At 59.2% G+C, this 13,806-nt stretch carries 12 protein-coding genes; 10 read left to right on the forward strand and 2 right to left on the reverse strand.

The window, feature by feature from the left end; translation table 11 throughout:
* Nucleotides 1-94: 94 nt before the first annotated feature.
* From acs to AC1DVF_RS21655, 5 genes are all read left to right on the forward strand, one after another.
* On the forward strand, nt 95-2,032 hold the full coding sequence (gene acs / locus AC1DVF_RS21635; protein ID WP_477783112.1) for an acetate--CoA ligase: 1,938 nt from the start codon (nt 95-97) through the stop codon (nt 2,030-2,032).
* 51 nt (nt 2,033-2,083) lie between these two features.
* The gene (locus AC1DVF_RS21640) at nt 2,084-2,953 is read left to right on the forward strand and encodes an oxygenase MpaB family protein (RefSeq protein ID WP_477783113.1); all 870 of its coding nucleotides are present in this window, start codon (nt 2,084-2,086) and stop codon (nt 2,951-2,953) included.
* Nucleotides 2,954-3,115: 162 nt separating this feature from the next.
* The gene (locus tag AC1DVF_RS21645) at nt 3,116-4,132 is read left to right on the forward strand and encodes a class I SAM-dependent rRNA methyltransferase (protein WP_093434893.1); all 1,017 of its coding nucleotides are present in this window, start codon (nt 3,116-3,118) and stop codon (nt 4,130-4,132) included.
* Between the two features lie 218 nt (nt 4,133-4,350).
* Complete coding sequence (locus AC1DVF_RS21650) at nt 4,351-7,302, forward strand: DUF748 domain-containing protein (RefSeq protein WP_477783114.1); 2,952 nt, start codon at nt 4,351-4,353, stop codon at nt 7,300-7,302.
* Nucleotides 7,302-7,598: a DUF2845 domain-containing protein gene (locus AC1DVF_RS21655; RefSeq protein WP_477783126.1), complete on the forward strand. Its 297-nt coding sequence runs from the start codon at nt 7,302-7,304 to the stop codon at nt 7,596-7,598. The genes AC1DVF_RS21650 and AC1DVF_RS21655 overlap by 1 nt, the downstream gene beginning before the upstream one ends.
* Before the next feature lie 285 nt (nt 7,599-7,883).
* Here the strand turns inward: AC1DVF_RS21655 and AC1DVF_RS21660 are convergent, their stop codons facing one another.
* The gene (locus AC1DVF_RS21660; protein ID WP_093434884.1) at nt 7,884-8,240 is read right to left on the reverse strand and encodes a BON domain-containing protein; all 357 of its coding nucleotides are present in this window, start codon (nt 8,238-8,240) and stop codon (nt 7,884-7,886) included.
* Nucleotides 8,241-8,534: 294 nt separating this feature from the next.
* The gene (locus tag AC1DVF_RS21665) at nt 8,535-8,966 is read right to left on the reverse strand and encodes a pilin (RefSeq protein ID WP_095048680.1); all 432 of its coding nucleotides are present in this window, start codon (nt 8,964-8,966) and stop codon (nt 8,535-8,537) included.
* Between the two features lie 226 nt (nt 8,967-9,192).
* On the opposite strand from AC1DVF_RS21665, the gene pilB reads away from it, so the two are divergent.
* From pilB to yacG, 5 genes are read left to right on the forward strand one after another with little or no spacing between them, the layout of a single operon-like run.
* Complete coding sequence (gene pilB / locus AC1DVF_RS21670; protein ID WP_477783115.1) at nt 9,193-10,893, forward strand: type IV-A pilus assembly ATPase PilB; 1,701 nt, start codon at nt 9,193-9,195, stop codon at nt 10,891-10,893.
* 2 nt (nt 10,894-10,895) lie between these two features.
* A complete protein-coding gene (locus AC1DVF_RS21675; RefSeq protein ID WP_093434875.1) occupies nt 10,896-12,113 on the forward strand; it encodes a type II secretion system F family protein in 1,218 nt (405 codons plus the stop codon).
* 1 nt (nt 12,114) lies between these two features.
* A complete protein-coding gene (locus AC1DVF_RS21680) occupies nt 12,115-12,987 on the forward strand; it encodes a prepilin peptidase (RefSeq protein WP_093434872.1) in 873 nt (290 codons plus the stop codon).
* A complete protein-coding gene (gene coaE, locus AC1DVF_RS21685; RefSeq protein ID WP_477783116.1) occupies nt 12,984-13,607 on the forward strand; it encodes a dephospho-CoA kinase in 624 nt (207 codons plus the stop codon). The genes AC1DVF_RS21680 and coaE overlap by 4 nt, the downstream gene beginning before the upstream one ends.
* Nucleotides 13,604-13,804, forward strand: a complete 201-nt coding sequence (gene yacG / locus AC1DVF_RS21690; RefSeq protein ID WP_095048684.1) for a DNA gyrase inhibitor YacG — start codon at nt 13,604-13,606, stop codon at nt 13,802-13,804. Before coaE ends, yacG begins: the two co-directional genes overlap by 4 nt.
* Nucleotides 13,805-13,806: the final 2 nt, after the last annotated feature.

The raw sequence follows: 13,806 nt of genomic DNA on the forward strand, positions 1-13,806 counted from the left end.
GGCTCGCTCCCACAGTTGTTTTACACATGACTTGAACCTCTGCATCGCTCGGCGCATCTTTATTCCTGTCGCACCACAAGAATAAGGAACCGTCATGTTCGATATCAGCACGTTCCCCAAAGCCGATGCCGTCCGCCGGGCTGCGCAATTGAGTCAGGAAGACTATCGGCGCCTGTACCGCGAATCCATTGAACACCCCAGCACCTTCTGGGCCGAACAGGCCACGCGGTTCCTCGACTGGAGCACGCCGTGGCAGACCGTTCAGCGCTACGACCTGAAAACCGGTGAAGCCGCCTGGTTTGCCGGTGCGAAGCTGAACGTCAGTTACAACTGCATCGACCGCCATCTGGACAAGCGCGGCGATCAGACCGCCCTGCTCTGGGAGGGCGACGACCCGGCAGAATCAGCGCAAATCACTTATAAAAAACTCCATCACCACGTCTGCCGCCTGGCCAACGTGCTGAAAAGCCGTGGTGTGAAGAAAGGCGACCGGGTGTGCATCTACATGCCAATGATCCCCGAGGCCGCATACGCCATGCTCGCCTGTTCGCGGATCGGCGCAATCCATTCGGTGGTGTTTGGCGGTTTCTCCCCTGACTCCCTGCGTGACCGCATCCTCGATGCCGATTGCCGCACGGTGATCACCGCCGATGAAGGCGTGCGCGGTGGCAAGTTCGTCCCGCTCAAGCAGAACGTCGACAAAGCCCTGCAAAGTTGCCCCGACGTCAGCACCGTCGTGGTGGTCGAGCGCAGCCAAGGCAAAGTCGACTGGGTCGAGGGTCGTGACCTCTGGTATCACCAGGCCGTGCGCGAGGTCAGCGACGATTGCCCACCGGAGCCGATGGACGCCGAAGACCCGCTGTTCATCCTCTACACCTCCGGCAGCACCGGCAAACCCAAAGGCGTGCTGCACACCACCGGCGGCTACCTGCTGCAAGCGGCGATGACCTTCAAGTACGTGCTCGATTACCGCGACGGCGAAGTGTTCTGGTGCACTGCTGACGTCGGCTGGGTCACAGGTCACAGCTACATTGTCTACGGCCCGCTAGCCAATGGTGCGACCACGCTGATGTTCGAAGGCGTGCCGAGCTATCCGAGCAGTTCGCGTTTCTGGCAGGTGATCGACAAACACAAAGTCAATATCTTCTACACCGCGCCGACCGCCCTGCGCGCGTTGATGCGTGAAGGTGCCGAACCGTTGAAGGAAACCTCGCGCGCCAGCCTCAGATTACTCGGCAGCGTCGGTGAGCCGATCAATCCGGAAGCGTGGGAATGGTATTTCAATGTCGTCGGAGAACAGCGCTGCCCCATCGTCGACACTTGGTGGCAGACCGAAACCGGCGGCATCATGCTCAGTCCCCTGGTCAGCGCCCAGCGAATCAAGCCTGGCTGCGCCACGCAACCGATGTTCGGCGTGCAACCGGTGCTGCTCGATGAGCACGGCAAGGAAATCAAAGGTGCCGGCAGTGGCGTGCTGGCGATCAAGTCGAGTTGGCCGGCGCAGATCCGCAGCGTCTATGGCGACCCGCAGCGCATGGTCGACACCTATTTCAAACCCTACCCCGGCTACTACTTCACCGGCGACGGCGCACGCCGCGATGAGGACGGCGATTACTGGATCACCGGGCGCATCGATGACGTGATCAACGTCTCCGGTCACCGCATCGGCACCGCCGAAGTGGAAAGCGCACTGGTATTGCACGACAGCATCGCCGAGGCCGCCGTGGTTGGTTACCCCCACGACGTCAAAGGTCAGGGCATCTACGCCTTCGTCACTCCCATGAACGGCACCGAACCCAATGACGAGTTGAAGAAAGAATTGCTGGCCCACGTCAGCAAGGAAATCGGCAGCTTCGCCAAACCGGATCTGATCCAGTGGGCGCCGGCCTTGCCGAAAACCCGTTCAGGCAAGATCATGCGGCGCATCTTGCGCAAGATCGCCTGCAACGAACTCGACAGCCTCGGTGATACCTCGACCCTGGCCGATCCGAGTGTGGTGCAAGGCCTGATCGACACGCGCCTCAATCAGTAACACCCCGGGCGCGGTCAACCGGTCGCGCCTGGCCTTTCTCACTGAGTGGTCATGGAATTCATCCGCAGCCGTATCGAACAGCAACTCATGAGCCTGACCGGGCTGTCGCTCGGTCAGCTCGACCTGGAAAATCCCAAGGGCGATCCCGGCCTGTTTGGTCCGGACTCAATCAGTTGGCAGGTGCACGGCGATTTCAGCAGCATGTTGATCGGTGGCATCAGCGCGCTGTTGCTGCAAGCTTTGCATCCGCTGGCATTGGCCGGGGTCTGGGATCATTCGAACTTTCGTGAGGACATGCTCGGGCGTTTGCGGCGCACCAGCCAGTTTGTATCCGGTACCACGTTTGGCTCGCGCCGGGACGCCGACTGGTTGATCGAGACAGTGCGCACCATTCATTTGCAGGTGGTCGGCACGGCGCCTGATGGCCGGCCCTACGCAGCCAGCGATGCGGATTTGTTGACCTGGGTGCATGTGGCGGAAGTGAGTAACTTTCTGGCGGCGCATTTGCGCTATCGCAATCCGCAGTTGTCGGGGGCAGATCAGGATCGTTATTACACGGAAATCGCCGTGATAGCCGAACGCCTGGGCGCGCGCGATGTACCGAAATCGCGGCAAGCCGTGGCCGAGTATCTGCAACGCATGCGCCCGCAGTTGCTGTGCGACGAGCGCAGCCGTGAGGTTTTGCGCCTGCTGCTCGACGCGCCGGCGCCGAGTGTTCTGGCGCGACCGTTTGGCGATCTGATGATGAAGGCCGGGATCGACCTGTTGCCGGACTGGGCCAGCGACATGCTCGACGTCCGCCAGAGTTCGCTGCAACGGCAACTGATTCGCGCCAGCGTCCGGCGCAGCGCACCGATGCTGCGCTGGGCGATGCGCAATGGTTCGGTGCAACGCGCCAAACGCCGGATGGGCTTGAGCTGAAAACTTCGTCGGACGCCTTCGCGAGCAAGCTCGCTCCCACAGGAGATCTAATTTGCACCATGGATCCCATGAGGGAGCGAGCCTGCTCGCGAAGGGCGCAACTCGATTGCCCGCCAAGCTGCTAAACTCCCGCGCCCCCATTCTCACCAGCAAGGCGCCCGCATGTCTTCCTTGAATCAGGCGCTGCGCGCCGCCCTCGATCAACGCCAGGATCTGCTGGCCGAGTTGCACCGCCAGGGCACCGATTGCTATCGGCTGTTCCACGGCAGCCAGGAAGGCGCCGGCGGCCTGACCATCGACCGCTACGGCCCGCAACTGCTGGTGCAAAGCTTCCACCAGACGCTGGAGCGTGACGACCTGCTGCAACTGCACGCCATGGTTAATCAGAGCCTGGGGATGGAAACCTTGCTGGTTTACAACGACCGATCCCGAGGCAACTCGCGCATTGACCGTGAAGACAGCGTCTACAAAGCTGAAGACGCGGCACTGGCCGATCTGGTCGGCCACGAATGGGGCCTCAACTATCGGGTGCGCGGACGCCATGCCGGGCAGGATCCCTTGCTGTTCCTCGATCTGCGCAACACCCGTGGCTGGGTCAAGGATCACGCCCAAGGCAAATCCGTGCTCAACCTGTTCGCCTACACCTGCGGCGTCGGCCTCAGCGCGGCCGCCGGTGGCGCGCGTGAAGTGTGCAATCTGGATTTCGCCGAAGGCAATCTGGCGGTCGGTCGCGAAAACGGTTTGCTCAACCCGCAGTTGCCCGAGATGGAATTCATCCAGTCGGACTACTTCCCGGCCATCCGCCAACTCGCCGGGCTGCCGATCAGTCAGCGCCGTGGACAAAAACTGCCGAGCTACCAGCGCCTCGATCAGCGCCAATACGACCTGGTGCTGCTTGATCCGCCAGCGTGGGCCAAGAGCGCATTCGGCACTGTCGATTTGCTGCGTGACTATCAGAGCCTGCTCAAACCCGCCCTGCTGACCACCGCCGACAATGGCGTGCTGATCTGCTGCAACAATCTGGCGAAAGTCAGCATGGACGACTGGCGCGAGCAGGTGCTGCGCTGTGCCGAGAAGGCCGGGCGACCGGTGCGTGAGTGGAGCGTGATGACCCCAGGCGCCGACTTCCCGTCGATGGATCAGCAACCGCCGCTGAAAACCCTGATTCTGCAGCTCTGAAGCGCTCGCGCGGCGGCAACTGTTTCCCTGTGGGAGCGAGCTTGCTCGCGAAGGCGTCGTGTCAGTCGGCATCTTGATCAACTGGACGACCGCTTTCGCGAGCAAGCTCGCTCCCACATTTTTTGTGATTACAGAGAAATCTGAACAATCCTGCAGCACGGCTGTTACTTCGGAACCAGAATCGCGTGCCATACTCCAAGGCACTCCGATTCAGACAGATGAAGCCGCACATGCCCAAAGGATTGATTCGCGCGATAGGCGCCTTGTTGACTGCTCTGGCCCTCTACAGCCTGCTGGGGTTTCTGATTTTGCCGGGCATCGCCCTGCGCGTGGCCAATCAGCAACTGGCCAACTACGCAACAGTGCCTGCGCATATCCAGCGTATCGAGCTCAACCCGTTCAGCCTTGAAGTTACCTTGTGGGGGCTGGTCATCGGCGAGCCGGGCAAGGAACAGATCGGTTTCGATCGCCTGTACGCCGACCTGCAAATCGACAGCCTGTGGACCAAAGCCCTGCATCTGGCCAACATCGAACTGGACAAGCCGAAGAGCGAAATCCTCTTCGCCAAAGACGGCAAGCTCAACCTGCTCGGCCTGTTCAATGTGCCGGCCAGCGAGCCGACCCCGGCCGATCCGAACGCCAAGCCCTTCCCGCTGCGCATCGACAACATCAAACTGGCCGGCGGCGTCGTGCACTTTGAGGACGTGCGCCCGAGCGAGCCCATCGAGTTTCTCTACGATGATCTCAGCTTCGAGCTGAAAAACCTCAGCACCCTGCCCGAAGACAGCGCCGACATGACCCTGGTCGCCATCGGCCCCGCCGGTGGCCGGATCGATTGGAGCGGCAATTTCAGCCTGATCCCGTTCACCTCCGAAGGCACCCTGAAAGTCACCGACGGCAAGATGAAAGCCTTCTGGCCCTACGTGCGCGACTCGGTGCCTTTGGTACTCGAAGACGGCGTGATCAGCCTCAGCAGCGAATACAAACTCAATCTGTCGAAAGAAACCGAACTGCAGTTGAACAATGTCGCAGTGAGCATCGCGCCATTCGCCATCAAGGCTCCGGACGGGCGGCCACTGGCGAAACTTGAACGCCTCGACGTCAGCGAGACCTCGGTGGATCTGGCCAAACAACAAGTCGTAGTCGGCAAGATCCGCAGCCAGAAACTGGAAACCTGGGCTGCCCTTGAAGCCGACGGCCAGCTGGACTGGCAGAAACTGTTCGCCAGCCAACCGTCCAAACCTGCCGCCAAAGCCGCCGCAGAACCGGCGAACACGCCAGCCGCTGCAGACTCGCCGAAAGCTGAACCGACTGCGCCGAGCAAACCGTGGCAAGTGCTGCTCAAAGACGTGCAATTGCGCAATTACACCGTGCATCTGGCCGACCGCTCGGCCAAACCGGCAGTAGCACTGGACATCACCCCGCTGAATGTCGATCTGCAAGACTTCGACAGCCTCAACGGCTCGCCCTTCAAGCTCAAGCTCGATAGCGGCGTGGGCAAACAAGGCAAGATCACGGCTGACGGTACGGTCAATCTCGCCCCGGTCAACGCCCAGCTCAACGTGAAAACCCAGGACATCGACCTGCGCGTCGCGCAGTCCTACATCAATCCGTTTATTCGCCTGGAACTGCGCAGCGGCATGCTCGGCAGTGATCTCAAGGTCAATCTCAAGAGCACCGAGCCGCTGGCCCTAAGCGTCACCGGGCGCGCGCAGATCGATCAACTGCACACCCTCGACACCCTGAAAACCCGCGATTTCCTCAAGTGGCAGCAGGTCGTGGTCGAAGGCTTGAACTATCAGCACGGCGACAGCCTGTCGATTGACAAGGTCAACCTGTTCCAGCCGTATGTGCGGTTCATGATCAACGATGATCGCACCACCAACATCGATGACCTGCTGATCCCGCAGCCCGCCGACAGCGGCACCAAAAGCGCAGCAGCGAAACCGGCCAGCAACGAGAAACCGCTGGGCATTCACATCGGCGGCATCGCCATCAACGACGGTTCGGCCAACTTCGCCGACTTCAGCCTGACGCCGAATTTCGCTACCGCCGTGCAGCAACTCAATGGCCAGATCGGCACCATCGACAGCCGTCAGGCGAAACCGGCCAGTGTCGACATCAAAGGCAAGGTCGACCGCTATGCACCGGTGACCATCAAGGGCGCGGTCAATCCGTTCGACCCGATGGCCAGCCTCGACATCGCCACCAGTTTCAAACGTGTCGAGCTGACCACGTTGACGCCCTACTCCGGCAAATTCGCCGGTTACCGCATCCGCAAGGGCCGGCTCAACCTCGACCTGCATTACCTGATCACCAAGGGCCAGCTCAAAGCCGAAAACAAAGTGGTGGTCGAGCAATTGCAGCTCGGTGAGAAAGTCGCCAGCCCGGATGCTGTGAGCCTGCCACTGAAACTGGCGATTGCCTTGCTCAAGGACGTCGACGGCAAGATCTCCATCGAATTGCCGGTGACCGGCGACTTGAACAACCCGCAGTTCAGCGTGATGCCGATTGTCTGGCAGACCCTGCGCAATCTCATCGTCAAAGCCGCTGCCGCACCCTTCAAAATGATTGGCGGGCTGATCAGTGGTGGCGGTTCGCAAGACCTTGGCACCGTGTCGTTTGCTCCGGGTTCCAGCGAGTTGAGCAAGGATGCCGAAGCGGCGCTGATCAAACTGTCTCAAGCGCTGAAGGAGCGTCCGGCCCTGCGTCTGGAAATCGAGGGCACTGCCGCGCAGAGCAGCGATGGTCCATTGCTCGCCGAGCAGCGTCTGGAGCGTGAATACCAGTACAACTACTACAAGATGCTCCAACGTCGCGGCGATAAAGTCCCGGCGCAGGCGTCATTGCTGCAAGTGCCGGACAACGAGAAAGGTCCACTGCTCGAAGGCATTTACCGCACCCGTCTGAAAACCCAGCCGCCAGCCGAATGGAAGGATCTGGGCAAGGAAGAACGCACGGCGAAGATGCGCGAAGGCGTGATCAAGTTCTGGAGTGGCAGCGAGGTGTTGTTGCGTCAGTTGGGTCAGGACCGTGCCAGCAGCATCAAGGATTATCTGGTCGATAAAGGCCAGCTGGCAGACGACCGCGTGTACTTCATCGACGCCAGTCTCGGTGAAGCCGAGAGCGATGGCCGCGTGGTGACGCAAATGCACCTGGATGCCGAATGATGAAACTGCAGTGGCTGGTCTTGATCGCAATGACCTTCGCAGCCAGCCACGCCTCGGCGTCCGATACCCTGCGCTGCGGCAGTCAACTGATCAGCCTGGGCGACCGTTCCAGCGAAGTCCTGCAGAAATGCGGTGAGCCGGTCAGCCGTAATGTGTTGGGCTACAAGCGCAGCGCCAACCGCCGCGAGGAGTTTCAGGTCGAGGAATGGACCTATGGTCCGAGCAACGGCATGTACCAATACCTGCGCTTCGAAGGCAATCGCCTGCGGCAGATCAACAGCAAACGCGGTAACTGATCCAAATCACTTACCCATGTGGGAGCGAGCTTGCTCGCGAAGGCGTCTGGTCAGTCAAATCCATTGTGACTGGCATACCGCTTTCGCGAGCAAGCTCGCTCCCACAGTTGTTTTGCGGTGCCCTTCGACTCTTTCGTCCCTGAAATAGAACAGGCCCCGACACAAGTGCCGGGGCCCGTAATGGTCACATCCGTGTGACCGTTCGCATGAACTCTAAAGTTGCGGCAGACGTATGGCTCGGCCCGTCTGTCGCGCCTTCTCCCGGTCCAGGCGAGAAGTCATGCCTTACTCGGCTTTCAGGCCGTCAGCGGAGACCGCTTTAACGCCTTTGATTTTCTTGGTGATGTTAACGGCKGTGGTTTTCTGAGCTTCGGTAATSGCTACAGTCGACGACAGCGACACAACACCTTTGTTGGTTTCTACTTTGATGTCAGTGCCWGGGATGCCTTTTTCGGTAACCAGGTCGCTTTTGACTTTGGTGGTGATCCAGGTGTCGGAAGTAGCTTCTTTCGCCTTGGTGACTTCACCGGCAGCCAGAGTCATTGGAGCCTGAGTAGCCTGGGTGGATTGTGCGAATGCACCGGAAGCCATGGTCAGGGTCAGCGCGGTAGCAGCAGCGGCAGTGATAGCGAACTTCTTCATACGAGTAACTCCTGTTTTTCTGGAAAGTCTGCTGGTTGTCTTGTCAGCAGGGTTACCAAGGTAGTTGCGAACGCTGTGCCAACTTTTTAGAACGAACAATATTCTTAATAATCAACAACTTACAGATATCACCAATTTCCGAAATCATGCAATTTGCATGAACTGGCCAATGTTCGCATGCAAGTTGCGGTTTTTGGGAAAGTTCCTAAGACGCTGAAATTATTGAAGCTTTTTAGAAGTGTGAACCAAGAAAAATGCCCCGCATTGCGGGGCATTTGGCAGTCTATCAACAACTCAGGTACCGCTGGCAGTACATCCTTTTGGCGAATAGTCCGGTGCAACGGTCGTACCGCAAGTCCATACGCCCGCACCGGTTCCGGAGGAACGAGTAAGCGTGATGGTTTTATCCAGCACCGGACCTGGCGCATTTTTAATCGTGCAGACGATCGAACCTGCACCCGAAGATGCGGTACCTGTTGCAGACACTGAGCAGTTGGAGGTTAAAACAGTTGCACTGCCAGCCACGTTTGTATTGGTAGGATCGGTGCCCTGATTGATCACATCCTCAAACGGCACTTTCATCGCACTGATTTCCGCCAGCCCCGCCGTCACCTTCGACCGTGCCTGATATTTGGAATATTGCGGCAACGCGATGGTCGCCAGAATCCCGATGATCGCCACCACGATCAGCAGCTCGATCAGAGTAAAACCTTGTTGTTTTTTCATAGACACGCTCCATGCATGAGTCGAATTCTCATGATCTGCAAGGGACGGAGCATAGGCCATGCCAATGCCTGCAAAGCCCCGTTCATTAGGCGCGAAGCGCTTGCAACGCCAATTCCTACAACCTGTAACCGCACTATCTGACACTTTTTGTCACCTGCACCCGCCGTGTTTGGCGCTGTCACTTGACTAGGCTATAAGTCATGAACGGCAAGCGTGCGGAATCCCCATGAATGACATCGCTCTGAGCGGTCTGGCCAAGCAATTGGTCCAGGCCGAACTGCTCACGGAAAAAGGCGCCCAGCAAGCCTGGCAACAGGCCCAGCGCAATCGCCTGTCGCTGGTCAGCTATCTGGTGCAGAACAAACTGGTCAAGAGCTGGCAGGTGGCCGAGATTGCCAGTGAGCATTTCGGCATGGCCTTGCTTGATCTCAATTGCCTGGACAAGGAAACCCAGCCCAAAGGCCTGGTCAGCGAAAAACTCGTGCGTCAGCATCACGCCCTGCCCTTGTGGCGGCGTGGCAACAAGCTGTTCGTGGGCATTTCCGACCCGAGCAATCATCAAGCAATCAACGACATTCAATTCAGCACCGGGCTGAGCACCGAAGCCATTCTGGTCGAGGACGACAAACTTACCGATGCCATCGAAAAATTCTTCGACACCCACACCAGCGGTCTCGAGGACATGGCCGATGTCGATCTCGACGGGGTCGATGTCGAATCCGTCGACGACAGCAAGCAGGACGCCATCGGCGGCCTCGACGCCGACGATGCGCCGGTGGTGCGCTTCGTGCACAAGATGCTGCTCGACGCGATCAAAAGCGGTTCTTCCGACTTGCACTTCGAGCCTTACGAAAAAAACTACCGGGTGCGGGTGCGCACCGACGGCATCCTGCGCGAGGTTGCCAAACCGCCGATTCAACTGGCCGGGCGCATCGCCGCACGCCTGAAAGTCATGGCCAGCCTGGATATTTCGGAACGGCGCAAACCTCAGGACGGGCGGATCAAGATGCGCCTGTCAAAAAGCAAATCAATCGATTTCCGGGTCAACACTCTGCCGACCCTGTGGGGCGAAAAAGTGGTGATCCGGATTCTCGATCCGTCCAGTGCGCAGATCGGTATCGACGCGCTCGGCTATGAGCCCGAGCAAAAGGATCTGTACATGGCCGCACTCAAGCAGCCACAGGGCATGATCCTGGTCACCGGGCCCACCGGTTCGGGTAAAACCGTTTCGCTGTACACCGGCCTGAATATTCTCAACACCGTCGACATCAATATCTCCACCGCCGAAGACCCGGTGGAAATCAACATGGAAGGCATCAACCAGGTCAACGTCAATCCCAAGCAAGGGCTCGACTTTGCCCAGGMATTGCGCTCGTTTCTGCGTCAGGACCCGGACGTGATCATGGTCGGTGAAATCCGCGACCTGGAAACCGCCGAGATCGCCATCAAAGCCGCGCAGACCGGTCACCTGGTGCTCTCGACCCTGCACACCAACAGCGCTGCGGAAACCCTGACGCGCCTGCACAACATGGGCATTCCCGGTTTCAACATCGCCACCTCGGTCAGCCTGATCATCGCCCAGCGCCTGGCGCGCAAACTGTGCAGCCACTGCAAGAAAGCCATCGAGATCCCACGCGAAACCTTGCTCAAGGAAGGCTTCCCCGAGGAACGCATCGGCCATTTCACGATCTACGAGCCGGTCGGTTGCGATCACTGCAACGGCGGTTACAAAGGACGCGTGGGGATTTATGAAGTGGTGAAAAACACACCGGAGCTGCAACGCTTGATCATGGCTGAAGGCAACTCGCTGGAAATCGACCTGCAGATGCGCCGCGACGGCTTCGACGACCTGCGCACCTCCGGGCTGCACAAGGCCATGCAAGGCATCACCAGCCTTGAAGAAATCAACCGGGTCACCAAGGACTGAACATGGCGGTCAAGGCAGCAAAAATCAGTATTTATGCCTGGGAAGGCACGGACAGAAAAGGCAGCAAAGTCACCGGTGAACTGAGCGGCCAGAACCCGGCGCTGATCAAGGCACAATTGCGTAAACAGGGGATCAACCCCGGCAAGGTGCGCAAGAAATCCGCGTCATTGCTGAGCTTTGGCAAACGCATCAAGGCCCGGGACATTGCCCTGTTCACCCGGCAGATGGCGACCATGATGAAAGCCGGCGTACCGCTGTTGCAGTCGTTCGACATTATTGGCGAAGGCTTTGATAACCCGGCCATGCGCAAACTGGTGGACGACGTGAAGCAGGAGGTCGCGGCCGGTAACAGCTTCGCCGCAGCCCTGCGCAAGAAACCGCAGTATTTCGACGAGTTGTATTGCAACCTGGTCGATGCCGGCGAACAGTCCGGCGCCCTCGACACCTTGCTCGAACGCGTCGCGACCTATAAGGAAAAAAGCGAAAGCCTCAAAGCCAAGATCAAGAAAGCCATGACCTATCCCACCGCCGTGGTGCTGGTCGCGGCTGTTGTCACCGGGATTCTGCTGGTCAAAGTAGTGCCACAATTTCAGTCAGTGTTTTCCGGTTTCGGTGCCGAACTGCCGGCGTTCACCCTGATGGTGATCAGCCTGTCGGAATTCATGCAGCAATGGTGGTGGGCGATTCTCGCTGCACTGGTCGCAGCGATTTTTGGCACCCGCCACGCGCTAAAAACATCCCAGGCCTTGCGCGATCGCAAAGACACCTGGCTGCTGAAACTGCCACTGGTGGGCACACTGATGTACAAGTCCGCCGTGGCGCGATTCGCTCGAACCTTGTCGACCACGTTTGCCGCCGGTGTGCCGTTGGTCGAAGCGCTTGACTCGGTGGCCGGCGCCACCGGCAACGTGGTCTTCAAGCGAGCCGTGCTGCGCATTCGCCAGGACGTGTCCACCGGTATGCAACTGAATTTCTCGATGCGCAGCACCGGGGTCTTTCCCAGCATGGCCGTGCAAATGACCGCAATTGGCGAAGAGTCCGGCGCCCTGGATGACATGCTCGACAAGGTTGCGGGCTTTTACGAGGAAGAAGTGGATAACATGGTCGACAACCTCACCAGCCTCATGGAGCCGTTCATCATGGTCGTGCTGGGGGTAATCGTCGGCGGGCTGGTGGTGGCCATGTACCTGCCGATCTTCCAACTCGGCTCAGCGATCTGACATGCCTATCGACGAACTGTTTGCCATGTATCCGCTAGCGTTTGTCGGCACCGCCCTGCTGCTGGGCCTGGTGGTCGGCAGCTTCCTCAATGTGCTGATCTGGCGCCTGCCGAAAATGCTCGAACGCGACTGGCGCCAGCAGGCACACGATGTGCTCGGTTTGCCCGGCGAAGCCTCGCAACCCATCTACAACCTGATGCTGCCGCACTCCGAATGCCCGCATTGCGCCCACCGGATTCGCCCGTGGGAGAACGTTCCCCTGCTCAGTTATCTATGGCTGCGCGGGCGCTGTTCAGCGTGCTCAGCTCCGATCAGCAAACGTTATCCGTTGACCGAGCTGGCCTGTGGGCTGCTTTCGGCCTTCATCGCCTGGCACTTGGGTTTCGGTTGGCCGGCGTGCCTGCTGATCGTCCTCACCTGGGGTCTGCTGGCGATGAGTCTGATCGACACCGAGCATCAACTATTGCCTGATGTGCTGGTGTTGCCGTTGCTGTGGCTGGGGTTGATCGTCAACAGTTTCGGCCTGTTCGTAACCTTGCACGATGCGTTGTGGGGCGCGGTGGCCGGTTATCTGGCGCTGTGGTCAGTGTTCTGGCTGTTCAAGCTGCTGACCGGCAAGGACGGCATCGGTCATGGTGATTTCAAACTGTTGGCGCTGCTGGGGGCATGGGGCGGCTGGCAGATTCTGCCGCTGACGATTCTGTTGTCATCACTGGTCGGCGCCATTATCGGGGTGATTTTGTTGCGCCTGCGGGAGCAGAAAACCTCGACGCCAATCCCCTTCGGCCCTTATCTGGCAATTGCCGGCTGGATTGCCTTGCTCTGGGGTGGTCAAATAACCGCCTTCTATTGGCAGTTTGTCGGTTTGAAATGAATACCCCTGTGGAAAAACCTTGGATTCTCGGCCTCACCGGCGGCATCGGCAGCGGCAAAAGCGCAGCGGCTCAGCACTTCATTGATCTGGGTGTCCACGTGGTGGATGCCGATCACGCGGCACGCTGGGTGGTTGAGCAGGGGCGTCCGGCGCTGGCGCAGATTGCCGAACACTTCGGCCCCGGTGTGCTGCAGGCCGATGGCACACTGGACCGCGCCGCCCTGCGTAAACTGATCTTTGAAGTGCCGGAGCAACGCCGTTGGCTCGAAGCCCTGCTGCATCCGTTGATCGCCGAGGAAATCGCTCATCACCTGGCGCAGGCAAAATCGCCTTACGCGATTCTTGTGTCGCCGCTGCTGATCGAATCCGGGCAATACGCGATGACCCAGCGCATTCTGGTGATCGACGCTCCGCAACAATTGCAGATCGAACGCACCTTGCAGCGTGACCAGACCAGCGAGCAGCAGGTTCAGGCGATCCTCAAGGCTCAGTCGAGCCGCGAAGAGCGTGTGAGCCGCGCCGACGACGTAGTGGTCAACGACCGCGACCTCGCCTGGCTGCACAGCGAGGTCGAGCGCCTGCRTCACTTTTACCTGACTTTATCCGGAGGCCAAGCATGAGCCAGATCCCCACCGTTGAATGCCCGACCTGCGGCGCCCCCGTGGAATTCATCCCCGAAAACAAGTTTCGGCCGTTCTGCTCTGATCGCTGCAAGCTGATCGACCTCGGCGCCTGGGCGTCGGAAGAACACAAGATTCCGGTCGCACCGGATGCCGAGGACGAACTGTTTTCCGGCGACTTCGATCCGCGTCACTGACC

The organism is Pseudomonas sp. P4_D7 (genome assembly GCF_056401755.1).

Bases quoted from the DNA above. Each gene is read 5' to 3' on its own strand.
- acs (WP_477783112.1), top strand. From the start codon at position 95: ATGTTCGATATCAGCACGTTCCCCAAAGCCGATGCCGTCCGCCGGGCT.
- AC1DVF_RS21640 (WP_477783113.1), top strand. From the start codon at position 2,084: ATGGAATTCATCCGCAGCCGTATCGAACAGCAACTCATGAGCCTGACC.
- AC1DVF_RS21645 (WP_093434893.1), top strand. From the start codon at position 3,116: ATGTCTTCCTTGAATCAGGCGCTGCGCGCCGCCCTCGATCAACGCCAG.
- AC1DVF_RS21650 (WP_477783114.1), top strand. From the start codon at position 4,351: ATGAAGCCGCACATGCCCAAAGGATTGATTCGCGCGATAGGCGCCTTG.
- AC1DVF_RS21655 (WP_477783126.1), top strand. From the start codon at position 7,302: ATGAAACTGCAGTGGCTGGTCTTGATCGCAATGACCTTCGCAGCCAGC.
- AC1DVF_RS21665 (WP_095048680.1), bottom strand. From the start codon at position 8,966: ATGAAAAAACAACAAGGTTTTACTCTGATCGAGCTGCTGATCGTGGTG.
- AC1DVF_RS21675 (WP_093434875.1), top strand. From the start codon at position 10,896: ATGGCGGTCAAGGCAGCAAAAATCAGTATTTATGCCTGGGAAGGCACG.
- AC1DVF_RS21680 (WP_093434872.1), top strand. From the start codon at position 12,115: ATGCCTATCGACGAACTGTTTGCCATGTATCCGCTAGCGTTTGTCGGC.
- yacG (WP_095048684.1), top strand. From the start codon at position 13,604: ATGAGCCAGATCCCCACCGTTGAATGCCCGACCTGCGGCGCCCCCGTG.